This window comes from Methylobacterium amylolyticum (assembly GCF_030700245.1).
Classification (GTDB): Bacteria; Pseudomonadota; Alphaproteobacteria; order Rhizobiales; family Beijerinckiaceae; genus Methylobacterium.
Genome location: NZ_JAUYZI010000031.1, coordinates 22,515 through 43,861, shown reverse-complemented (window position 1 = coordinate 43,861; position 21,347 = coordinate 22,515). Strand labels below are relative to the sequence as shown.

Genomic DNA, 21,347 nt, shown 5'->3' with positions numbered 1-21,347 from the left:
GATGTCCACTGAGCTACCACACGTTGAAACGAGCGTCGCCGCGGTGGTGGTGGCGGCCGGGCGCGGCATCCGCATCGGCGGCGGCGTGCCCAAGCAGTACCGCCGGGTCGGCGGCCGCGCGGTTCTGACGCGGACGCTCGCGGCGCTCGCGGCCCATCCCGGCATCGGCAGGATCCAACCGGTCATCGCCACGGATGCCGCGGACTTCTTCCGCGAATGCCTCGAAGACCTCGACGCCGAGATCCGGACGAGAATCGCGGCGCCCGTGCCGGGCGGGGCCACGCGCCAGATCTCGGTCCGGGCCGGGCTGGAGGCGCTGGCCGCCGCCGCGCCGGGGGTCGTGCTGGTCCACGACGCGGCGCGGCCCTTCGTCGACGCGGCGCTGATCGACCGGGCGATCGCCGCCGGGCGCGACCACGGCGCCGGCGTGCCGGGGGTGCCCGTCACCGACACGGTGAAGCGGGTCGATCCGATCGCGCCCGGCATCGGCCGCGTGCGCGAGACCCCGGCGCGCGAGACCCTGCGGGCGGTGCAGACCCCGCAGGCCTTCGCCTTCGCCCCCCTGCTCGCCGCCCACCGCCGGGCGGCCGAGAGCGGCCTCGACGCCTTCACCGACGACGGCGCGCTCGCCGAGTGGGCGGGGCTGCCGGTCGTCGTGTTCGCGGGCGACCCGGTCAACCGCAAGATCACGCAGGCCGCCGACCTGATCGAGGCCGACCGCGCCTTCGCGCCCGCCGATTCCCCCCCGCCCGGAGCCCGCTCCATGACCGCCTACGTCACGCGCCTCGGCACCGGCTTCGACGTGCACGCCTTCACCGAGGGCGACCACGTCTGGCTCGGCGGGGTGAAGATCCCCGCCGACCGCGGCGTACTCGCCCATTCCGACGGCGACGTGGCGCTCCACGCGCTCACCGACGCGCTGCTCGGCGCCATCGCCGACGGCGACATCGGCACGCATTTCCCGCCCTCCGACGAGCGCTGGCGCGGGGCGTCGTCCGACCAGTTCCTGGCCCATGCCTGCGGGCTGGTCCGGGCCCGCGGCGGCCGGATCGACCACCTCGACATCACCGTGCTCGCCGAGGCGCCGCGGATCGGGGGGCACCGGGAGGCGATCCGCGCCCGCATCGCCGAGATCGCCGGGGTGCCGCTCACGGCCGTGTCGATCAAGGCGACGACGACGGAGAAGCTCGGCTTCGTCGGCCGGGCCGAGGGGCTCGCCGCCCAGGCCGCCGCGACGGTGCGCCTGCCGGAGGAGGAGGGCCCCGTCCTCGACGCGCAGGCCGAGACCCGGATGCGGCAGGGCTGACGTCAGAGCCGTTCCCGATCGCGTTGCGATCGTGCGCGGCTCCAAGCCTTCGTTTCGACGCGCTCTCTCGCGCCGGGCCGTCGTCCCCCTCTCAGCCCGCCCGGAACAGCAGCGCCACCGCCGCCACGGCCAGGGCCGCCAGGGTGAGCAGGATGCCGCCGCCCCGGCAGGCGAACTGGCGGGGGGAGTTCGGGGCTGCGAACATGCCGATCGGGTGCAGGATCCGCCCGACGAGCAGCGCGACGAGCAGCCCCCGCACCAGCCCGGGCCCGCCGCCGCCGGCCTCCAAGAGCCCGATCAGGATCAGGGCGAGCGGCACGTACTCCGAGAAATTGGCGTGCGCGCGGATCCGCTTCTGGAGCCCCGGGTCGCCGCCGTCCCCGTGCAGGACTTCCCCCGACAGGCGGCCGGCCACCACCCAGCCAGCGAGGCCGAGATAGAACAGGGCGAGGAGCGCGGCGAAGAAGGCCGTGGTCGCGGGAAAGGCCATCGGGCGGCGAGACTTTCGTTGAGCCCGGACCGGGCGTGCGGCACAAGGGCGGCGATGAGGACGGCGCCGCGCCGGAGATAGGGCGCGAACGGCCGCCGGGAGCCCGCGCGATGATCGACGATCCGGACCTTCTCGCCCGCGCCGAGGCGCTGGTCGCCGCCTACGCGGCGGCGGGCCTGACGGTCGTCACGGCCGAATCCTGCACCGGCGGGCTGGTCGCCGGGCTGCTGACCGCGGTGCCGGGCTCGTCCGCGGTGGTCGAGCGCGGCTTCGTCACCTACTCGAACGCCGCCAAGGCCGAGGCGATCGGCGTCGATCCGGCCCTCATCGCCGCCCACGGCGCGGTGAGCGAGCCGGTGGCGCGGGCGATGGCCTCCGGAGCGCTCGCCGCCTCCCGGGCGGACGTCGCGGTGGCGATCACCGGCGTCGCCGGACCCGGCGGCGGCAGCGCCGACAAACCGGTCGGGCTGGTGCATTTTGGGCTGGCCCGGCGCGGGGGTGGCCCGCATGCCGACACGCGCCATCTGGAGCGGCGCTACGGCGATCTCGGCCGGGGCGCGATCCGCCGCGCCGCCGTCGCCGACGCGCTCGGACTGCTGGAGGACGCGCGCACCGGTTGATGGCAGTGCGGCGGGATGTCACCCTGCGGCGATTCGGGGGGACGGGCCGTGCAAGCACTGGACACGAAGGTCTGCGTCGTCGGCGGCGGGCCGGCGGGGATGATGGCCGGGCTGCTGTTCGCCCGGGCCGGGCTCGGCGTCACCGTGCTGGAGAAGCACGCCGACTTCCTGCGCGACTTCCGCGGCGACACGATCCACCCCTCGACCCTCGACCTGATGGACGAGCTGGGCCTCGGGGAGAAGTTCCGCGCCCTGCCCCAGCGGCGGGTCGAGGCGTTCTCCGGCGTGGTCGCGGGCCGCGCCTACCGGGTGGCGGACTTCTCCCGCCTGCGGACCCGCAACCGCTGCCTCGCCTTCATGCCCCAGTGGGATTTCCTGGATTTCCTGGCGGACGAGGCCCAGCAGTATCCGGGCTTCCGGCTGCTGCGGCGCACGGAGGCGCAGGATCTCGTCGAGGCCGACGATCGCGTCGCGGGCGTGCGCGCCGAGGGGCCGGACGGGCCGGTGGAGGTGCGGGCCGACCTCGTGCTCTGCGCGGACGGGCGCCGCTCGCGCATGCGCGAGCGCGCCGGCTTCGCCCCCCGCGCCTTCGGGGCGCCGATCGACGTGCTGTGGTTCCGGTTGCCGCGCCGGCCCGACGACCCCGAGGCGGCCGCCGGGCGGTTCGGCCCGGGGCGGATCCTCATCACCCTCGACCGCGGCGACGCGTGGCAATGCGCCTACGTGGTGCCGAAGGGCGGCGACGCGGCCCTGCGCGCGCAGGGCCTGCCCGCCTTCCGCGCCCGGGTCGCCGAGATCGCCCCGTTCCTCGCCGACCGGGTGGACGGGATCCCCGACTGGGACGCGGTGAAGCTCCTGACCGTCACCGTCGACCGGCTGGAGCGCTGGCACCGGCCCGGGCTGCTGTGCATCGGCGATTCCGCCCACGCCATGTCGCCGGTGGGCGGGGTCGGCATCAACCTCGCGGTCCAGGACGCGGTGGCCTCGGCCAACCTCCTGACCGGGCCGCTGCGCGCCGGCCGCCCGGCGGAGGCCGACCTCGCCCGGGTCCAGGCCCGGCGGATGTGGCCGGTGCGGGTGACGCAGGGGCTCCAGCGGGTGATCCAGTCGGGCGTGATCGCCCGGACCCTCGACACGGACAAGCCGTTCCGGGCGCCCCTGGCGCTGCGCCTCCTCGACGCGGTGCCCGCCCTCCAGGCGCTGCCCGCCCGGCTGATCGGCGTCGGCGTGCGGCCGGAGCACGTCGCCAAGACCGCGTGATCGCCAGGACCGCGTAATCGCCAAGACCGCGTGCTCGCCGGGATCCGCGCGATTGCCAAGCGTGCGGGGGCCTGATATGCGCCCCGTCCTCGTCGTTCGAGCAGGGAGGCCCGCATGGATTCTGTGTTTCGCGCCTCCCCGGCCGGCCTGCGCTAGGTCGCACGCCCGCCCCGCCGCCCCGTCCCGAGGGACGCCGCGGCCCCACCCCTGATGTCCATCCGGCGCGACCGCCCCCACGGGGCGTCCCGCGCCCCTTCGTCGGAGCCGGCGCGTCGCGCCGGGACTGCCGCCATGGCCACCCTCACGCCCCGGCGCGCGGACGCGATCCGCCGCGTCCTCGCCTTCGTCCTGCGCGGCTGGCGCGCCCGCAGCGGCCTCGCGTCCGGGATCGTCGCCGCGATCACCGCCGCGACGCTCGCCGACGTGTTCCTGCCCTACTACGCCGGGCGCCTCGTCGACGCGCTCGCGGGCGGCGACCGCGCCGCCGCCCTGGAGGCGGCGCTGCCGGCCTTCGCCGCGATGACCGCGCTCAGCCTCGCCACCCTGGTGCTGCGGCACGTGGCGTGGAGCCTCGTCGTGCCGCTGACGCTCGCCACCATGGCCGACATCGCCCGCGGCGGCTTCGCCCGGGTCCAGCGGCTCTCGACCGAGTGGCACGCCAACACCTTCTCGGGCTCGACCGTGCGCAAGATCTCGCGCGGGATGTGGGCGCTCGACGGCCTCAACGACACGCTGCTGCTGGCGCTCTGGCCCTCGCTCGTCGTGCTCGTCGGCACCATGGGCGTGCTCGGCGCGCGCTGGCCGGCGATGGGCGCGGTGATCGGCGTCGGCACGCTGGCCTACGTCGGGGCCGCGGTGTTCCTCGCGACCCGGGTCATCGCCCCGGCGGCGCAACTCTCCAACGCCCTCGACACGCGGCTCGGCGGGGCGCTGAGCGACGCGATCGGCAACAACGCCGTGGTCAAGGCGTTCGGCGCCGAGGCGCGGGAGGACGCGCGGCTCGACCGGGTGCTGGCCAAGTGGGGGCGCCGCACCCGGCGCACCTGGATGCGGGTGACGTGGAGCGGCACCGGCCAGCTCGCGATCCTGCTCGCCTTCCGCACGGCGATCGTCGGCGCCGCCCTGTGGCTGTGGTGGGAGGGCCGGGCGAGCCCCGGCGAGGTCGCCTACGTGCTCACCACCTACTTCGTGGTGCACGGCTACCTGCGCGACATCGGCCAGCACATCAACCACTTGCAGCGGGCGGTGAACGAGATGGAGGAACTCGTCGCGCTGGAGGCCGAGCCCTGCGGCGTCGCCGACCGGCCGGAGGCCCGCGCCCTGGCGGTGACCGGGGGCGCGCTGCGCTTCGAGGACGTGACCTTCCACTACGCCGGCCACGGCACGCCGCTCTACCGGGACTTCTCCGTGGCGATCCCGGCGGGGCAGCGGGTCGGCCTCGTCGGGCGCTCGGGCTCGGGCAAGACGACCTTCGTCAAGCTGGTGCAGCGGCTCTACGACGTGACCGGCGGGCGGGTGCTGATCGACGGCCAGGACGTGGCCGGCGCCACCCAGGCCTCGCTGCGCGCGCAGGTCGCGATCGTGCCCCAGGAGCCGGTGCTGTTCCACCGCTCGCTCGCCGAGAACATCGCCTACGGCCGGCCGGGCGCGAGCCCCGCCGAGATCGAGCGGGCGGCGCGGCTCGCCAACGCGCACGACTTCATCGGCCGGCTGCCGAAGGGCTACGCGACCCTCGTCGGCGAGCGCGGGGTCAAGCTCTCCGGCGGCGAGCGCCAGCGGGTGGCGCTGGCCCGCGCCTTCCTGGCGGACGCGCCCGTGCTGATCCTCGACGAGGCGACATCGAGCCTCGACTCGGAATCGGAGGGGCTCGTCCAGGAGGCGATGGAACGGCTGATGCGCGGGCGCACGGCGATCGTCGTCGCCCACCGGCTCTCGACGGTGCAGAGCCTCGACCGGATCCTGGTGTTCGACCGGGGCCGGGTCGTCGAGGACGGCCCGCACGCGGCGCTGATCCGGCGCCCGAGCGGGGCCTACCGGGCCCTGTTCGAGCGGCAATCGGCCCTGGCCGAGAGCGCGTGAGGGGAGGCCGGCGTCGCAACACTGACGCGCCTCTCCTCCCCCTTGTGGGGAGGAGCCGGAGGTGGGGGTGGTTCAGGAGGCACCGCCGCGCCTCGTCCGGCACCACCCCTACCCCTCCCCACAGGGGAGAGAGGAACCGCGTCGCGGTTCGATCACCTGTCCCGGAGATGCACCTGTCCCGGAGACGATGGGACATGCATCGAGCGGGGCGGCGCCCGGGGAGGTGGCGACGGCCTCGGCTCAGGCCGCCCCGTAGATCCGCGCCGCCCGGCCCTCGAAGGCGTCGGTGAACTTGCGGAACGCGCGGTCGAACATCGTGCCCATCAGCAGGCCGAGCGTCCGGCTCTTGAACTCGTAGGTGATGAAGAAGTCGACGTCGCAGGCCCCGCCCGGACCCTCCTTGAACGACCAGCGGTTCTCGAGGTGCCGGAACGGCCCGTCGATGTACTCGGCCACGATCCGGTGCGCCTCGGGATCGAGGGTGACCCGGGTGGTGAAGCGCTCGCGGATCGCCTTGTAGCCCACCCCCATCTCGGCGATCAGCACCTCGCCCCCGTTCGCGCCGGGCTGGCGGCGGATCACCCGCAGGGATTCGCACAGCGGCAGGAACTCGGGGTAGCGCTCCACGTCGGCGACGAGGTCGTACATCTGCTGGGCTGAGTGCCGCACGGTGCGCGTGACCCGGAAGGAGGGCATGGCGTTCGAGGTCCCTCAGGCCGAGAGCGCGGGCGGCAGCTTGGCGAGGCGGGCCGCCTGGAGCCGGGCGAAGTCCTCGCCCGCATGGTGCGAGGAGCGGGTGAGCGGTGTCGCCGAGACCAGCAGGAAGCCCTTGGCGTAGCCGGTCGTCTCGTAGGTCTTGAACTCGTCCGGCGGCACGAAGCGCATCACCGCGTGGTGCTTCTTCGACGGTTGCAGGTACTGGCCGATGGTCAGGAAGTCGACATCCGCCGAGCGCAGGTCGTCCATGAGCTGGACGACCTCGTTCCGCTCCTCGCCGAGGCCGACCATGATGCCGGACTTGGTGAAGATCGTCGGGTCGAGCTCCTTCACCCGCTGGAGCAGGCGCACCGAGTGGAAGTAGCGGGCGCCCGGGCGGACGGTGAGGTAGCGGCCGGGCACCGTCTCCAAGTTGTGGTTGAACACGTCGGGCTTGGCCGCGACCACGACTTCGAGGGCGCCGTCCTTGCGCAGGAAGTCGGGGGTCAGGATCTCGATCGTGGTGCCGGGGCTCGCCCGCCGGATCGCGCGGATGGTGCGCGCGAAGTGCTCGGCGCCGCCGTCCCTCAGGTCGTCGCGATCCACCGAGGTGATCACCACGTGGTGCAGGCCGAGCTTGGCCACCGAGTCGGCGATCTTCTCGGGCTCGCCCGCGTCGAGGGCGTCGGGCAGGCCGGTGCGGACGTTGCAGAAGGCGCAGGCCCGCGTGCAGGTGTCGCCCATGATCATGAAGGTGGCGTGGCGCTTCTCCCAGCACTCGCCGATATTGGGGCAGCCCGCCTCCTCGCAGACCGTGTGAAGCCCGTGCTCGCGCACGATCTTCTGGGTCTCGGTCCAGGCCCGGGAGCCCGGCGCCTTCACGCGGATCCAGTCGGGCTTCTTCAACTGCACCGCCTGGTCGGGGCGATGCGCCTTCTCCGGGTGGCGGGGGCCACGCGGGTCGTTCTTCAGGATGTCGAGGACGACGGCCATGGGTCGGGCGCTGCCACACCGGGGCGCGCCGGAGCGCGCGTTCGCAGGATCAGCGCTGACTTAGGGCCTCCGCCCCGCCGTCGCAAACGGGCGCGACGCCACGGCGCGACGGGAGCGGTGCCCTGTCATAGCCACCGGCTCCTGCGGCTCTGCCGCATGAGCCGGCCCCCTGTCAGATCCCCAGCCAGCGCACGAACAGCCCGGCGAGCACGGCGCCCACCACCGGGCCGCCGACCGGGATGACGGCGTAGCCCCAGTCGGACGTCCCCTTGCCGGCGATCGGCAGCACGGCGTGGGCGATGCGCGGCCCGAGGTCGCGGGCCGGGTTGATGGCGTAGCCGGTGGTGCCGCCGAGCGACAGGCCGATGCCCCAGACCAGCATGCCCACGAGGTAGGGCGCCAGGCCCCGCGGGAAGCTGCCCGCCGCGTCCGCCGTGTGGGTCACGAGGGCGGCGATGGTCAGGATCAGCACGAAGGTCGCGATGATCTCCGAGGTCCAGTTGGCCGGGGCGTTGCGGATCGCCGGGCCCGTGCAGAAGCAGGCGAGCTTGAGGCCCGCGTCGGGCGTCTGCGCCCAGTGCGGCCGGTAATGCAGCCAGACGATGCAGGCTCCGAGGAAGGCGCCGAGCATCTGCGCCGGCACGTAGACCGGCAGCTTCGCGAAGTTCCCGGTGCTCACCGCGGCCGCCAGCGTCACCGCCGGGTTGATGTGCGCGTCCGGGCTGCCCGCGGCGGTCGCCACGAAGACGCCGGCGACGACGGCGAAGGCCCAGCCCGCGGTGATCGCGATCCAGCCCATCCCCTCGCCCTTCGAGCGCGCGAGTAGCGCCCCGGCCACCACCCCGTCGCCGAGCACGATGAGCGTCATCGTGCCCAGCAACTCGCCCAGGAACGGCGATGCCATGAGAATCCTCCCGTCGTTTCTTGGATGTGTCGTCGAGCCTGCCGAGCCGGGCGGGGCCCGGATCGGCTCACGCCGGCGGTCGGCTCGGGGTGAGGCGTGGCGGGGGCGCCGCCTCAGTCGGCGTCGGTCTTCCAGTCGAGCGCGCGCTGCACCGCCCGCGACCAGCAGGCGGCGATCCGGTCGCGGTCGGCCGCCTCCATCGCCGGCTCCCAGCGCCGGTCCACGCCCCAGTTGCCCTTGAGGTCGTCGAGCCCCTTCCAGTAGCCGACCGCGAGGCCGGCGGCGTAGGCGGCGCCGAGCGCGGTCGTCTCGGAGACGGTGGGGCGCACCACCGGCACGTCGAGGATGTCGGCCTGGAACTGCATCAGCGTGCCGTTGGCGACCATGCCGCCGTCGGCGCGCAGCTCCTTCACGGGTATGCCCGAATCCGCCTCCATCGCCGCTAGCACCTCGCGGGTCTGGAACGCGGTCGCCTCCAGCACCGAGCGGGCGATGTGGCCGCGGTCGGCGTAGCGGGTCAGCCCGATAATCAGGCCGCGGGCGCCCTCGTTCCAGTGCGGCGCGTAGAGCCCCGAGAAGGCCGGCACGAAGTAGACGCCGCCGTTGTCCTCCACGGTGGTGGCCAGGGTCTCGACCTCGGCGGAATCCTTGATCATGTGCAGGTTGTCGCGCAGCCACTGCACCAGCGCGCCGGTGATCGCGATCGAGCCCTCCAGCGCGTAGACCGGCGGCTGACCGTCGAGCCGGTAGCCGACGGTGGTGACGAGGCCGGCCTTGGACGGCACCGCCTCCGTGCCGGTGTTCATCAGCGCGAAGCAGCCGGTGCCGTAGGTGTTCTTGGCCTCGCCGGGCGCGAAGCAGGTCTGGCCGAACAGGGCCGCCTGCTGGTCGCCGAGGATGCCGGCGATCGGCACGCCGGTGAACGGCGCCCGGATCTCGCCGTAGACCGCGCTCGACGAGACGATCTCCGGCAGCATCGCCCGCGGGATGCCGAAGGTGGCGAGCATCCCCTCGTCCCAGTCGAGCGCCTTCAGCGACATCAGTTGGGTGCGGCTGGCGTTGGTCACGTCGGTGACGTGCAGGCCGCCGTCAGGGCCGCCGGTGAGGTTCCAGACGAGCCACGTGTCGATGTTGCCGAACAGCACGTCGCCGGCCTCGGCCCGCTCCCGCGCGCCGGGCACGGCGTCGAGGAGCCAGCGCAGCTTCAGCCCGGAGAAGTAGCTCGCCAGCGGCAGCCCGGTGAGGTCGCGGAACCGGTCGCGGCCGCCGTCGCGGGCGAACTCGGCCACCAGCCGGTCGTTGCGGGTGTCCTGCCAGACGAGGGCGTTGTGCAGGGGCTCGCCGGTCGCCTTGTCCCAGATCAGCGTCGTCTCGCGCTGGTTGGTGATGCCGATCGCGGCGAGGTCGCCGGGTTGCAGCCCGCCGCGCTCCAGGGCGGCGCGCATCACCCCTTGCGTCTTCGTCCAGATCTCGGTGGCGTCGTGCTCGACGTGGCCGGGCGCCGGGTAGATCTGCCGGTGCTCCTCCTGGGCCTGGGCGATCACCCGGCCCTCGCGGTCGAACACCATGAAGCGCGTGCTGGTGGTGCCCTGGTCGATGGCTCCGACGTATCGGGTCATGGCGTGTCTCCCATTCTCGTCCCCGTCCGGTCTGGCGCCGGATCGGGTCTCTGGCTTCGTTCAGGCCGCGGCGGCCTCCCGCTCGCGGGGCGGGCCACGGCGCGGCGCGTTCGGCCGCCCCGGCGCGGGGGCGGATGCGGGCGCGGCCCCGGACCGGCCGGCGAGGACCGATCGCCGGGCGGTCCGCGCCGTCCTGGTCAACCCTGCGAATCGCTGATCCCGCGCGGGATCGATGCGATCATACGCCGCGACATGATGTTCGCAAGCGAAAAAATTCACTTTCGTTAGGACGCCGCGTCCGCCTCCGCGACCGCCAGGGCCACGCCGTCCCGCTCCAGCAGCGCGACGATGCCCGGCGGGGGCGCGCGGTCGGTGAACAGGGTGTCGATCTGGCCGAGATGGCCGGCCTGCACCATCGGGCGGCGGGCGAACTTGGTGTGGTCGGCCACGAGGAAGGTCTTGCGCGCGTGGGCGAGGATGGTCTGCGTCGCCCGCACCTCCTCGTAATCGTAGTCGAGCAGGGCCCCGTCGCCGTCGATGCCGCTGATGCCGATCACCGCCACGTCGACCCGGAACTGGCTGAGCGTGTCGCAGGTGAGCTGCCCGAGCACCGCCCCGTCGCGGTTGCGCACCGTGCCCCCGGCCACGACGATCCGGAATGCGGTCGCCTCGCCGAGCGAGAGGGCGACGTTGAGGTTGTTGGTGACGATGCTGAGGTCGTCGTGCCGGGTCAGCTCCCGGGCGACCGCCTCCGGCGTGGTGCCGATGTTGATGAACACCGAGCAGTGCGAGGGGATGCGGCTCGCCGCGAGCCGCCCGATCCGGGTCTTCTCGGCGAGCAGCGTCACGCGGCGGTCGGCGTAGTCGATGTTCTCGACGCTGGAGGGCAGGCCGCCGCCGCCGCGGTAGCGCTCCAGGCGTCCCCCGGCGCTCAACTCGTTCAGGTCGCGGCGGATGGTCTGCACGGTGACGCCGAACTGGCCGGCCAGCGCCTCGATGGTGACGAAGCCGCGCAGGCGCACGGCGGCCACGATCGCCTCCCGCCGCGCCTCGACGCCGCTGGCCTCGCCCCTCTCCTCGGTTCTCCGCTCGCCCGGGCGCGGCATCCGTCTCTCCCGCACGTTGTTTTCGATTTCGAACACAATCCGGCGTGGAAGCCCCTGCGGGCGCGGATGCGAACGGCGCGCCGGAGCTTGGCCCGCCCCGCGCCCGTCCGCAACCGCCGGTCGCGGGCTCGGGGCCGCCGTCCGCCGACGTTTTTTCGCCGTCCGTGTCGGGGAGCGTGGCCCGCCCGCGTCCTCGCGGGCGGGAGGGACGCCGATGCTCTACGCCATCCTCTGCTACAAGGACGAGGAGGTGGTCGCCGCCTGGAGCGAGGCGCAGGACGCCGCCGTCATGGCCCGGCTCGCCCCCGTGCACGAGCGGCTGGCGCGCGCCGGCACGCTGGGGCCCTCGCTGCGCCTCCTGCCGACCACGACCGCCACCACCCTGCGCAAGGACGAGGCGCCGCTGGTGCTCGACGGCCCCTTCGCCGAGACCAAGGAGCAGCTCCTCGGCTTCTACGTGGTGGACGTGGCCGATCTCGATGCGGCGCTCGCGGTCGCCCGCGACCTCGCCGAGGCCAATCCCGGCGGCGCCTACGAGCTGCGCCCGGTGCGGCTCTACAACCCGGATCCGCGGGCGCCGGCCCCGGGGGCGGCGTGAGGACGGTCCGGTGAGCGAGGCGACCCCCGAGGCCGCCTGGATCGGCGCCGCGCTCGCCGCCGCCCGGCCGAAGGCGGTCGCCGCCCTGCTGCGCTACTTCCGCGACCTCGACGCCGCGGAGGAGGCGTTCCAGGACGCGTCCCTGCGCGCCCTGCGGGCGTGGCCGCGCAACGGCCCGCCCCGGGACCCCGCCGCGTGGCTGATCCTGGTCGGGCGCAACAGCGGCCTCGACCGCGTCCGCCGCGCCGCCCGCGAGGCGCCGCTGCCGGACGAGGCCGCCCTGTCCGACCTCGGCGACGCCGAGGCGGATCTGGCCGAGCGCCTCGACGGCGCCGATTACCGCGACGACATCCTGCGCCTGCTGTTCGTCTGCTGTCACCCGGACCTGCCCGCCACCCAGCAGATCGCCCTGGCCCTGCGGGTCGTCTCGGGGCTGCCGCTGCCGCGCATCGCCCGGGCCTTTCTCGTCTCCGAGGCGGCGATGGAGCAGCGGATCACCCGGGCCAAGGCGCGGATCGCCCGGGCGCAGGCGGAGCCGGGGGCGGTGCCCTTCGCCGCCCCGGGCGCGGCCGAGCGGGCCGGCCGGCTCTTCGCGGTCTCGGCGATGCTCTACCTCTTGTTCAACGCCGGCTACTCCGCGGGCGCCGATCCGGAGCGGGCGGGCCTGTGCGGCGAGGCGATCCGGCTCGGGCGCCTGCTGCTGCGCCTGTTTCCGGGCGAGCCCGAGGTGATGGGCCTCACCGCCCTGATGCTGCTCCAGCACGCCCGCGCCCCGGCCCGCACCGACGCGGCCGGCGAGATCGTGCTGCTGGAGGACCAGGACCGCGGGCTGTGGGATGCCGGCGCCATCGCCGAGGGTCTGGCGCTGATCGACAAGGCGACCCGCCACGGCCAGCCCGGCCCCTACCAGATCCAGGCGGGGATCGCCGCCCTGCACGCCCGCGCCGCCGAGCCCGAGGACACCGACTGGGCCGGGATCGACCGGCTCTACGCGGCGCTGGAGCGGATGCAGCCCTCCCCCGTGGTCAGCCTCAACCGGGCGGTGGCTCTGGCCAAGCTCGCGGGACCCGCCGCCGGCCTCGCCCGGGTCGAGCCGCTGGCCGAGCGCCTCGACGGCTACTTCCACTTCCACGGCCTGCGCGGCGCTTTCCTGATGCAGCTCGGCCGCGGGGCCGAGGCGCGCGCGGCGATGGACCGGGCGATCGCGCTCGCCGGCAGCCCCGCCGAGGCGATCCACATCCGGCGGCAGCTCGACCGGCTGGCCCGGGAGGCGGGCGCGGGCCCGGGGGGTTGAGGGCAGAGTAAATTTTTTGTCGAGGCTCTGTCGGCATGCTGGGGCGCCGGCCGTCCTCGGGGCGCCGAACCCGTCCGAGACCGGCGCCACGACCCGCGAGGAAAGCCCATGAGCCAAGCTGCCCCGAGCCAAGCTGCCCCGAACCCGGCCACCCCGTCCTCCGCCCCGGCCGTCAGGGGCGGCCTCGTCGCCTACCTCTGCCTCGACGGCGCCCTGAAGGCCGCCGACTTCTACGGCCGTGCCTTCGGCGCCGAGACGGCGGCGAGCCACGCGCCCGACGCGCAGGGCCGGACGACGCACGTCCATCTCCACGTCAACGGCTCGTCGCTGATGCTCTCCGACCCCTTCCCGGAGCACGGCTGCCCCCACCAGCCCGCGCAGGGCTTCAACCTGACGCTGATGGTCGACGACATCGGCGCGTGGTGGGAGCGGGCGATCGCGGCGGGCGCGACCCCGCTGATGCCCCCGGCCGAGATGTTCTGGGGCGACACCTACGCCCAGCTCAGGGACCCGTTCGGCGTCACCTGGGCCATGAACCAGGCGCGCCGCTGATTCCGTCGAGTTTCAAGGGAGAGTCGGCCGTGACCGATGCAGACGACAAGCGCGACCTGGTGATCGCGCGGCTCATCCCCGCCCCGCCGCGGGCCGTGTACCGGGCCTACACGGAGCCGGCGCTGCTGAAGCGCTGGTTCGCCCCGAAACCCTACACGGTCTCGGAGGCCGAGCTCGACGTGCGGCCCGGGGGCAGCCAGCGGATCGTGATGGTCGGTCCGGACGGCACCGCGATGCCGCTCCACGGCGTCTACCTGGAGGTGGTCCAGGGCGCGCGCCTCGTCGTCACCGACGCCTACCTGCGCGCCTGGGAGCCCGCGCCGAAGCCGTTCATGACCGTGGTGATCACCTTCGAGGCGGAGGGAGAGGGCACGCGCTACACCGCGCGGGCGCGGCACTGGAGCGAGGCCGACCGGGCCGCGCACGAGGCGATGGGCTTCCACCAGGGCTGGGGGCTCTGCGCCGACCAGCTCGCCGAGGTCGCCGCCGCGCTCTGACCGGCACCGGGCCGCGCGCAAAAAGAAACGGCCTGCCGCGGGCGCGGCAGGCCGTCTCCGCCGCACCGCCCGGAGGGCGGCGCCGGCACTCACATGTTGCTGCGGCGCTTCTTCATCATCCGCTTCTTCTTCATCGTCCGCTGCTTCATCATCGGCCGCGGCGCGGGCGCCATCGCGCCCCGCTCCATCGCGGCGCCCTCGGCCGCGCGCGCCTGCCCGCCGAGCGGGCCGCCGGCCTGCGAGCCCGAGCTATTGTAGGGCGAGCCGCCCTGCGCGTAGGCCGAGCCCGCGATCAGCGCCATCGAGGCGGCGGCCAACAGAAGTTTCCGCATGACTGCTCCTTGCCGTTGAGAATTCCACCGGGGTGCAAGCGAACGCAGGGGAATTTGTTCCCGCGCAGCCCGCATCCGGGCCCCTGCGGGCGATTGCGCAGCCGGAACCGGCGACCTATCTCGGCCGGGCGCTCGGGCGGGCTACCTCGGGCGGGCAAGAAGAGGCGATCTGGGGGGCGGCCTTGGGGGCGGCGTTGAGCGGGACGGCCTATCTCCTCCTCGACGTGGCGGGCACGCCCTGCGCCCTGCCCCGCGCCGCCGCGGCCGAGGTGCTGCCCCTGCCGGACCTGCACCGGCCGCCGGCCGCGGGCGGCTGGCTCGCGGGCTTCCTGAACCTCGGCGGCGCGCCCGTGCCGGTGATCGACCTCGCCGGCCTGCTGGGCCTGCGGGCGGCCCCGGCCGAGCCCGGCCTCTACGCCCACCTCGTCCTCGCTGAGGACCGGTCGCGCGCCTACCTCGTCGACCGCGTCGCCGACCTCGTGAGCGTGCCCGACGACGCCCGGCAACCGGTGGCCGAGGCCGAGAGCCTGAACGGCTGCGTGGCCGCGGAGATCGCGCTGGGCGGCGGCCTCGTCCACGCCCTCGATCCCGAGCGCCTGCTCACCGCCCGGGAACGGGCGCGGGTCGAGGCGCTGGCGCGGGCGGAGGCGGACCGCCTCGCCGCCCTCCCCGACCCGCTCCCCGCCCCCCTCCCCGCCACCGAGCCGGCCTGAGCCCCGCATGGCCCGGCCGGGCAGATCCCGCCCCGACCCCGGGGCCGACCCGGCCTATGCCGGGCTGAAGGCGCGGATCGTCGCGCGCACCGGCCACCACTACTACATCGACAAGGACGACCTGCTCCTCGACCGCCTGCACCGGCGCATGCGCGCGGTCGGGGTGCCCGACTGCGCCGCCTACGCCGCCCGGCTCGCCGACCCCGCCGCGGGGGCCGCGGAGTGGGAGCGGCTGGAGGCCGAGATCACCATCGGCGAGACGTTCTTCTTCCGCTACGCCGAGCAGTTCCAGGCGCTGCGCGCGACGATCCTGCCCGGGCTGATCGCCGCCCGCGCGGACGAGCGCGCCCTGCGGGTCTGGAGCGCCGGCTGCTCGACCGGGGCCGAGCCGTACTCCCTGGCGATCCTCGCGCACGAGGCGCTGGGCGCGGCCCTGCCCGACTGGCGGGTGGCGATCCTCGGCACCGACATCAGCGCCGAGGCGCTGGCGGTGGCGCGCGCGGCCGAGTACGGCCGCTGGGCCCTGCGCACGATGCCGCCGGAGGAGCGGCTGCGCTACTTCACGCGCCTGCCCCCGCGGCCCGGCGCGCTGCGGGAGGGCGGCTACGCCCTGCGGCCCGAGTACCGCGGCCTCGTGCGCTTCGAGCGGGGCAACCTGCTGACGCTGGCCGAGCCGGCCGCGGAGCCCGCGCTGCACGACCTGATCCTGTGCCGCAACGTGCTGATCTACTTCGACGCCGAGACGGTGGCGGCGGTGGTGCGGGGCCTCGCCCGGCGCCTGCGGCCGGGGGGCTGGCTGCTCCTCGGCCACGCCGAGCCCAACCCGGCCTTCTCGGCCTTCCTCGACCCCGTGAGCCTGCCGGGCACCGTGGCCTACCGCCGCCGGGGGGAGGGTTTTTTGGAGGTGTCGCGGTCGGCTCACGCCGCCGTGCCGTTGGATCCGTCGATCGTGGCCGGCGTCGGGGCCGCGCAGCGCGACATCCTCCCTCCCCCCTCTGCGGGGGAGGGTGGGCCGGCCGTCAGGCCGGGTCGGGAGAGGGGAGCGACGGTTCAGGATCAGGCTGCGGCCCTCACCGCGGCTCTATCCCATTTTGAAACCGGGCTCCCCTCACCCGACCCGCTCCGAGGGCCACCCTCCCCCGCAGAGGGGGGAGGGACAGCGCGCGAGTCCGGATCGACGGACCCGCGAGCCGCCGCGAGAGACAGCAAGGAAGCACCCGCTCTCCGCCCGCCGCCCGAAGCCCCCTCCCCCCAGGATCCTGCACACGACCCCCAAGACCTCACGGAAGCCCGCGCGCGGGTGCGCGCCCTGGCCGATGCCGGCGAGACCGGCGCGGCGTGGCGGGCGGTGCGCGCCGCCCTCGACCGCGACCCCACCGACCCGCGCCTGCGCTTCTACGAGGGCCTGCTCGCCCGGGGGCTGGGCCGCGAGGCGGAGGCCGAGCGGGCGTTCCGCGCGGCGCTCTACCTCGACCGCGGCTTCGTGATGGCCCACTACCATCTCGGCCTGCTGCTGCTGGCGCTCGACCGGCCGGCGGATGCGGCCCGCGCCCTCGACAACGTCGTCGCCTTGGGCCAAGCCCTGCCGCCGGACGCGGTCCTGCCCGAGGGCGACGGCGCCTCGGCCGGCGAGGTCGCCGCCGGGGCGGCCGCGGCCAGGGCGGGGATCGGTCCGGTGGCGAGGGCGTGATGCGGCATCGCGAGATCCGGTCCCCGAAGACCCGTCCCCGGCGGGGGGAAGCGGCGTGAACGCGCGCGACGCCGCGCGCCGCGCCGTCGCGCTGCGGGCGGAGCGCGCCGCCGCCCTGGCGGGGCGGGGGACGGTCCGGGCCGGGGCCGCCGAGAGCGCCCCCTTCCTCGTCTGCGCCTGCGGGAGCGACCGCTACGGGCTGCCGCTCGCCGCCGTGGCCCAGGTGCTGCCCGCGCGCGCCTGCACGCCGGTGCCCGGCGCGGCGCCGGCGCTCGTCGGCCTGATCGCCCTGTCCGGCCGGGTCGTCGGCGTGGTCGACCTCGCCCGGGCGCTCGGCCGGCCGGGGGCTGCCCCCGCCGACGGCGAGCCCGGCCACCTCGTGGTGATGCGGGGCGCGCCCCCGCTGGCGCTGGCCGTCGACCGCGTGCTTGGCATCGCCCGGGCCGCCGAGGCGGAGCGCTCCGCGGACGGCGCGGAGACGGGCGCGCTGGGAAACCCGGCCGCGCCGCGCTATGCCCCCGCGTCCGACGGCAGCCCGGATTTCGTCGCGATCGACCTGCCGCGCCTGCTGCGGCGGGTGAACCCCTGACCCGCCCGCCAGCACCCCCTACCTCGGAGCCCGGCCCTGACCCTCTCGATCGGACGACGCATCCTCCTCGGCTTCTTCGCCGTGACCGCGGTGATCGTGGCGCTGGGCCTCTACGCCATCGAGCAGATCGGGGCGGTGCGCGACACCACCGACGCGATCGTCCGGCGCGACATGCTGATCCTGCGCCAGCTCGACGACCTCGGGAACGACGCCCGCGACCTCGGCCTCCAGCGCCGCAACGCGGTCATCGCCATGCTGAGCCAGGCGCCCGAAGGCCCCGGCAAGATCGAGGAGTCCCGGGCCGCGTGGCGGCGGACCGCGGACAGGATCGACGCCGCGCTGGCGGCGGTCGGCCAGGAGGCCAGCACGTACCGGGGCGAGGCGGCCTCGCCGGAGCGGGCCGCCGCCTGGGACCGGCTCGCGGGCACGATCGCCGACGTCCAGCGCGGCTTCCGCGAGGTCCGCGGCCTCAGCGAGGCGCAGTTCGGGGCGATCGCGGCGCGGGACACCGCCGCCGTCGAGGCCCGCAACGCCGACCTCTCCCGCTACCAGACCACGTTCCTCGGCGGCATCACCGGCGCCCGCACCGTGCTCGACGGGGCGATGGCCCTGGGGCAGCGCACGGCGCAGGCGGTCTACGAGCGCGCCCGCCTGTCGATCTACCTGACGCTGGCGGCGTCCGTGCTGCTCGCGATCCTGGTCACGGTCCTGATCAGCCGCGCGGTGGTGCGCCCGCTGGAGACGGTGATGGGCTTCGTGGAGCGGGTCGGCGAGGGCGACCTCACGAGCCGGCTCGACGCGCGGGGCCGCGACGAGATCGGCCGTCTCGGGCGCACCCTCAACGCCATGGTCGAGGGACTGGCCGACCTCGCCCGCACCAACCGCTCGGCCACCGCCGACCTCAACGCCGCTGCCGCCGAGATCCGCGCCTCCGCCCAGGAGCAGGCGGCCTCGGTGGAGGAGCAGTTCGCCGCCGTGCAGGAGACCGCGGCGACGGTCGATCAGATCACCCATTCGGGCGCGCAGATCACCAAGCGGGCGAGCGAGGTGATCGCCACCGCCCAGGCCACCGCCAAGACCTCGCGCCAGGGCCTGCGCGCGGTGGCCGACACCGCCCAGGCGATGGACGCGATCCGCGAGCAGGCGGAGGCGGTGGCCGGCAACATCGTCAGCCTGTCGGAGAAGACCCAGACGATCGGCGACATCATCGAGACGGTCAACGACATCTCGGAGCGCACGCACCTGCTGGCGCTCAACGCCGCCATCGAGGCCGCCGCCGCCGGCGAGAGCGGGCGCAGCTTCGCCGTCGTCGCCTCGGAGATGAAGCTGCTCGCCGATCAGGCCAAGGTGGCCACGGGGCAGGTGCGCGGCCTGCTCGGCGAGATCCAGCGAGGCATCAACACCTCGGTGATGCTGACCGAGGAGGCGGTGAAGCGCGCCGCCACCGGCAAGACGCGCTCCGACACGACCCAGCGCACGATCGAGGAGATCACCGGCCGGGTCGAGGAGAACGTCCAGACCTTCCAGCAGATCGTCGCCTCGACCAACCAGCAGCAGCTCGGCATCGAGCAGGTGATGGGCGCCCTCCAGAACATCCGGCAGGCGAGCCAGCAGACCGCGGCGGGCACCCGCGAGGTCGAGGCGGCCTCGGCCAACCTCACCGAGCTGGCGCAGGCGCTGATGGCGCTCGCCGAGCGCTACCGGCACTGAGGTGGCCGCCGACATCCGCCAGTTGCTGCTCGCGGCCTTCGATGTCGAGCACCGCGAGCACGTCGCGGCGATCCGGGCCGCGCTCGGCGCCGAGGCCCCGGACTGGAACGACGTCTTCCGCCGCGCCCACAGCCTGAAGGGCGCGGCCCGGGCGGTCGACCTGCCGGCGATCGAGGCGGTGGCCCACCGCCTGGAGACCCTGTTCGAGCGCGTCCGCACCGGCGCGACCGCCCTCGACCGCGAGGCGGCCAACGCTGTGAACCTCGCCCTCGACCGGATCGAGGCGCACGCGGCCGGCCTCACGGACGGGGCCGCCCCGGACATGCCCGGCGACGCGCTGGCCGCGCTCGGCCGCCGCCTTGGCCTGCCGGGGGAGCCGGCGGAAGAAGTTACCGTGTCCGCGCCCGTGTCCGCGCCCGGACCGACGCCCGAGCCGCCCCCTGAGCCGGCCGCCGAGACGCCGCCCACCCCCCCGCCCACCCCCCTGCCCACGCCGCCGTCCGTCCCGTCCGGGCAGAACGCGGCGGAGGCTCAGCCGGACGGCGGCGGCGCGATCCTGCGGGTGCCGGCCGAGGCGGTGGAGGCGCTGGCCCGGGCGAGCGCCGACCTCGCGAGCGCCCTCGGGACCCGGATCCCCGCCGCGGAGGGCTTCGGCCGCCTCGCGCGCCTCGCCCGCGACCTGCGCGGCCGCGCCGAGGCGCTCGCCGCCTCCGGGGCGGCGCCCGGCCTGCGCGACCTCGCGCTGGGCCTCGGCGGGCTCGCGCGGGAGGCCGCCGACCTCACCCGCCGCCACGCGGCCGGCGGCCTCGCCCTGGAGGGGGCCGCCGCCCGGGTGCAGGCGGAGGCCGAGCGCCTCGCCCTGGTGCCCGCCGAGACCGTGCTCGGGCCGCTCGCCCGGTCCCTGCGCGAGACCGCCCGCGAGGGCGGCCGTGACGTCGACGTGCGCGTCTCCGGCCTCGACCTGCCGGTGGAGCGCGGCACCCTCCAGGCGCTGAAGGACCCGCTGCTCCACGCCCTGCGCAACGCCCTGAGCCACGCGTGGCAGCCGCCGGAGGTCCGCCGCGCCGCCGGCAAGCCGGAGACCCTGGCGGTGGAGCTGGAGGTGGCGGTGCGCGGCTCGCGGCTGCGGGTCGCGGTCCACGACGACGGGCCGGGCCCGGACCTCGCCCGGATCGCGGCGGCGGCGCGGGCCGCGGGTCTCCTTGCCCCCGACGCACCGGCCGACCCGGAGAGCCTGCTGCGGCTCGTGTTCGAGCCCGGCTTCTCCACGGCGGGCGCCGTCGACACCCTCGCCGGCCGCGGCTACGGCCTCGCGGTGGCGGCCGAGGCCGCGGCGCGGCTCCAGGGCGGCGTCCGCCTGGAGCGGCGCGAACCCGCCGGCACGTCGCTGGTCTTCAGCCTGCCGCTGGCAGCGTCGCGGCGCAGCCTGCTCCTCGTCGAGGCCGGCGGGCAGACCTACGCCCTGCCCAGCGACGCGGTGGAGCGCCTGCTGCGCCTGCCCCGGGCGGACCTGCCCCGGGCGATGGGCCGGCCGATCCTGCGGCTCGGGGCCGCGGGGTCGGAGGAGACGCTGCCGGTCGCCGACCTCGCGGCGCTGCTCGGCGGCACGCCCGACCCGGATCCGGCGACGGTGACCGCCCTGGTGCTGCGCGGGCGCGCGCGGGCGGCGCTGGCCGTCGACCGCCTGCGCGAGGTGCGCGCCCTCCTCGTCCTGCCGGCCCCGGGCTTCGGCGCCGATCCCGAGCTGATCGCCGGCACGGCGGTGCTGCCGGGCGACGCGGCGGTGCTCGTCCTCGACCCCGACGGGCTCGCCGTCCGGGCCGGGCGCGCGGCCCCAGCGGCCGGAACGATCGCCGAGGCGCCACGTTCCGCCTCTCGCGCGGCCGGGGGTGCCTCACCGGGTGCCTCGTCCGGCGCGTCCCCCCGCGCGACGATCCTCGTGGTCGACGATTCCATCACCACCCGCACCCTGGAGAAGGGCATCTTGGAAGCCGCCGGCTACCGCGTCGTCGTCTGCGTCGACGGGCAGGACGCCCTCGACCGGCTGCGCGCCGAGGTCGAGCCGGTGGACCTCGTGCTCGCCGACGTGGAGATGCCCCGCCTCGACGGCTTCGGCCTCGTGGGGGCGCTGCGCGCCGATCCCCGCTTCGCCCGGCTGCCGACGGTGCTGATGACCTCCCGGGGCGATGCCGAGGACGTCGCCCGGGGCCTCGACCTCGGCGCCGACGCCTACCTGACCAAGCAGACCTTCGACCAGCGCCAGCTCCTCGACACGATCGGGCAGCTCCTGTGACCGCCG

General features: G+C 75.2%; 20 protein-coding genes. 13 read left to right on the top strand and 7 right to left on the bottom strand.

What is annotated here, in order from left to right; genetic code table 11:
* Window position 1: 1 nt before the first annotated feature.
* A complete protein-coding gene (locus Q8W71_RS20820; protein WP_305527316.1) occupies window positions 2-1,306 on the top strand; it encodes a bifunctional 2-C-methyl-D-erythritol 4-phosphate cytidylyltransferase/2-C-methyl-D-erythritol 2,4-cyclodiphosphate synthase in 1,305 nt (434 codons plus the stop codon).
* Window positions 1,307-1,397: 91 nt separating this feature from the next.
* Here the strand turns inward: Q8W71_RS20820 and Q8W71_RS20815 are convergent, their stop codons facing one another.
* On the bottom strand, window positions 1,398-1,796 hold the full coding sequence (locus Q8W71_RS20815; protein ID WP_305527315.1) for an MAPEG family protein: 399 nt from the start codon (window positions 1,794-1,796) through the stop codon (window positions 1,398-1,400).
* A gap of 110 nt (window positions 1,797-1,906) precedes the next feature.
* Here Q8W71_RS20815 and Q8W71_RS20810 point away from each other — a divergent pair, with 110 nt between their 5' ends.
* The 3 genes from Q8W71_RS20810 (at window position 1,907) to Q8W71_RS20800 (ending at window position 5,755) form a co-directional block, all read left to right on the top strand.
* Window positions 1,907-2,416: a CinA family protein gene (locus tag Q8W71_RS20810; protein WP_305527314.1), complete on the top strand. Its 510-nt coding sequence runs from the start codon at window positions 1,907-1,909 to the stop codon at window positions 2,414-2,416.
* 48 nt (window positions 2,417-2,464) lie between these two features.
* Window positions 2,465-3,676: an FAD-dependent oxidoreductase gene (locus Q8W71_RS20805; RefSeq protein WP_305527313.1), complete on the top strand. Its 1,212-nt coding sequence runs from the start codon at window positions 2,465-2,467 to the stop codon at window positions 3,674-3,676.
* Between the two features lie 291 nt (window positions 3,677-3,967).
* Window positions 3,968-5,755: an ABC transporter ATP-binding protein gene (locus Q8W71_RS20800; protein ID WP_305527312.1), complete on the top strand. Its 1,788-nt coding sequence runs from the start codon at window positions 3,968-3,970 to the stop codon at window positions 5,753-5,755.
* Between the two features lie 240 nt (window positions 5,756-5,995).
* Here Q8W71_RS20800 and Q8W71_RS20795 read toward each other — a convergent pair whose 3' ends face one another.
* The 5 genes from Q8W71_RS20795 to Q8W71_RS20775 all read right to left on the bottom strand — a co-directional run bounded on the left by Q8W71_RS20795 (window position 5,996) and on the right by Q8W71_RS20775 (window position 11,073).
* Entirely contained in the window at window positions 5,996-6,451 is a 456-nt protein-coding gene (locus tag Q8W71_RS20795) for a type II toxin-antitoxin system RatA family toxin (protein WP_305527311.1), read from the bottom strand.
* Between the two features lie 15 nt (window positions 6,452-6,466).
* Window positions 6,467-7,444 carry a lipoyl synthase gene (gene lipA, locus Q8W71_RS20790; protein WP_305527310.1) on the bottom strand — a complete coding sequence of 326 codons (978 nt, stop codon included), beginning with the start codon at window positions 7,442-7,444 and terminating at the stop codon, window positions 6,467-6,469.
* Between the two features lie 172 nt (window positions 7,445-7,616).
* The gene (locus Q8W71_RS20785) at window positions 7,617-8,348 is read right to left on the bottom strand and encodes an MIP/aquaporin family protein (protein WP_305527309.1); all 732 of its coding nucleotides are present in this window, start codon (window positions 8,346-8,348) and stop codon (window positions 7,617-7,619) included.
* Window positions 8,349-8,461: 113 nt separating this feature from the next.
* Window positions 8,462-9,967 (bottom strand): glycerol kinase GlpK, encoded by a 1,506-nt coding sequence (gene glpK, locus Q8W71_RS20780; protein ID WP_305527308.1) that lies wholly within the window; start codon window positions 9,965-9,967, stop codon window positions 8,462-8,464.
* Between the two features lie 284 nt (window positions 9,968-10,251).
* Window positions 10,252-11,073: a DeoR/GlpR family DNA-binding transcription regulator gene (locus Q8W71_RS20775; RefSeq protein ID WP_305527307.1), complete on the bottom strand. Its 822-nt coding sequence runs from the start codon at window positions 11,071-11,073 to the stop codon at window positions 10,252-10,254.
* 214 nt (window positions 11,074-11,287) lie between these two features.
* Between Q8W71_RS20775 and Q8W71_RS20770 the strand changes: the two genes are divergently transcribed.
* The 4 genes from Q8W71_RS20770 (at window position 11,288) to Q8W71_RS20755 (ending at window position 14,014) form a co-directional block, all read left to right on the top strand.
* The gene (locus tag Q8W71_RS20770) at window positions 11,288-11,671 is read left to right on the top strand and encodes a YciI family protein (RefSeq protein WP_305527306.1); all 384 of its coding nucleotides are present in this window, start codon (window positions 11,288-11,290) and stop codon (window positions 11,669-11,671) included.
* A gap of 10 nt (window positions 11,672-11,681) precedes the next feature.
* A complete protein-coding gene (locus Q8W71_RS20765; protein WP_305527305.1) occupies window positions 11,682-12,965 on the top strand; it encodes an RNA polymerase sigma factor in 1,284 nt (427 codons plus the stop codon).
* A 108-nt stretch (window positions 12,966-13,073) separates the two neighbouring features.
* A complete protein-coding gene (locus Q8W71_RS20760) occupies window positions 13,074-13,517 on the top strand; it encodes a VOC family protein (protein WP_305527304.1) in 444 nt (147 codons plus the stop codon).
* Window positions 13,518-13,546: 29 nt separating this feature from the next.
* Window positions 13,547-14,014: an SRPBCC family protein gene (locus Q8W71_RS20755; protein ID WP_305527303.1), complete on the top strand. Its 468-nt coding sequence runs from the start codon at window positions 13,547-13,549 to the stop codon at window positions 14,012-14,014.
* 89 nt (window positions 14,015-14,103) lie between these two features.
* Here the strand turns inward: Q8W71_RS20755 and Q8W71_RS20750 are convergent, their stop codons facing one another.
* Window positions 14,104-14,346: a hypothetical protein gene (locus Q8W71_RS20750; protein WP_305527302.1), complete on the bottom strand. Its 243-nt coding sequence runs from the start codon at window positions 14,344-14,346 to the stop codon at window positions 14,104-14,106.
* Between the two features lie 194 nt (window positions 14,347-14,540).
* Here Q8W71_RS20750 and Q8W71_RS20745 point away from each other — a divergent pair, with 194 nt between their 5' ends.
* The 5 genes from Q8W71_RS20745 to Q8W71_RS20725 are packed head-to-tail and all read left to right on the top strand — an operon-like array spanning window position 14,541 to window position 21,341.
* Entirely contained in the window at window positions 14,541-15,059 is a 519-nt protein-coding gene (locus Q8W71_RS20745) for a chemotaxis protein CheW (RefSeq protein WP_305527301.1), read from the top strand.
* A 7-nt stretch (window positions 15,060-15,066) separates the two neighbouring features.
* Window positions 15,067-16,749: a CheR family methyltransferase gene (locus Q8W71_RS20740; protein ID WP_305527300.1), complete on the top strand. Its 1,683-nt coding sequence runs from the start codon at window positions 15,067-15,069 to the stop codon at window positions 16,747-16,749.
* Window positions 16,750-16,804: 55 nt separating this feature from the next.
* Window positions 16,805-17,338, top strand: coding sequence for a chemotaxis protein CheW (locus tag Q8W71_RS20735; RefSeq protein ID WP_305527299.1), 534 nt, complete (start codon window positions 16,805-16,807; stop codon window positions 17,336-17,338).
* Window positions 17,339-17,374: 36 nt separating this feature from the next.
* Window positions 17,375-19,048 carry a methyl-accepting chemotaxis protein gene (locus Q8W71_RS20730; RefSeq protein ID WP_305527352.1) on the top strand — a complete coding sequence of 558 codons (1,674 nt, stop codon included), beginning with the start codon at window positions 17,375-17,377 and terminating at the stop codon, window positions 19,046-19,048.
* 1 nt (window position 19,049) lies between these two features.
* Window positions 19,050-21,341: a hybrid sensor histidine kinase/response regulator gene (locus Q8W71_RS20725; protein ID WP_305527298.1), complete on the top strand. Its 2,292-nt coding sequence runs from the start codon at window positions 19,050-19,052 to the stop codon at window positions 21,339-21,341.
* Window positions 21,342-21,347 lie beyond the last annotated feature (6 nt).

Bases quoted from the DNA above. Each gene is read 5' to 3' on its own strand.
- Q8W71_RS20820 (WP_305527316.1), top strand. From the start codon at position 2: ATGTCCACTGAGCTACCACACGTTGAAACGAGCGTCGCCGCGGTGGTG.
- Q8W71_RS20815 (WP_305527315.1), bottom strand. From the start codon at position 1,796: ATGGCCTTTCCCGCGACCACGGCCTTCTTCGCCGCGCTCCTCGCCCTG.
- Q8W71_RS20810 (WP_305527314.1), top strand. From the start codon at position 1,907: ATGATCGACGATCCGGACCTTCTCGCCCGCGCCGAGGCGCTGGTCGCC.
- Q8W71_RS20800 (WP_305527312.1), top strand. From the start codon at position 3,968: ATGGCCACCCTCACGCCCCGGCGCGCGGACGCGATCCGCCGCGTCCTC.
- Q8W71_RS20795 (WP_305527311.1), bottom strand. From the start codon at position 6,451: ATGCCCTCCTTCCGGGTCACGCGCACCGTGCGGCACTCAGCCCAGCAG.
- lipA (WP_305527310.1), bottom strand. From the start codon at position 7,444: ATGGCCGTCGTCCTCGACATCCTGAAGAACGACCCGCGTGGCCCCCGC.
- Q8W71_RS20785 (WP_305527309.1), bottom strand. From the start codon at position 8,348: ATGGCATCGCCGTTCCTGGGCGAGTTGCTGGGCACGATGACGCTCATC.
- glpK (WP_305527308.1), bottom strand. From the start codon at position 9,967: ATGACCCGATACGTCGGAGCCATCGACCAGGGCACCACCAGCACGCGC.
- Q8W71_RS20775 (WP_305527307.1), bottom strand. From the start codon at position 11,073: ATGCCGCGCCCGGGCGAGCGGAGAACCGAGGAGAGGGGCGAGGCCAGC.
- Q8W71_RS20770 (WP_305527306.1), top strand. From the start codon at position 11,288: ATGCTCTACGCCATCCTCTGCTACAAGGACGAGGAGGTGGTCGCCGCC.
- Q8W71_RS20760 (WP_305527304.1), top strand. From the start codon at position 13,074: ATGAGCCAAGCTGCCCCGAGCCAAGCTGCCCCGAACCCGGCCACCCCG.
- Q8W71_RS20750 (WP_305527302.1), bottom strand. From the start codon at position 14,346: ATGCGGAAACTTCTGTTGGCCGCCGCCTCGATGGCGCTGATCGCGGGC.
- Q8W71_RS20740 (WP_305527300.1), top strand. From the start codon at position 15,067: ATGGCCCGGCCGGGCAGATCCCGCCCCGACCCCGGGGCCGACCCGGCC.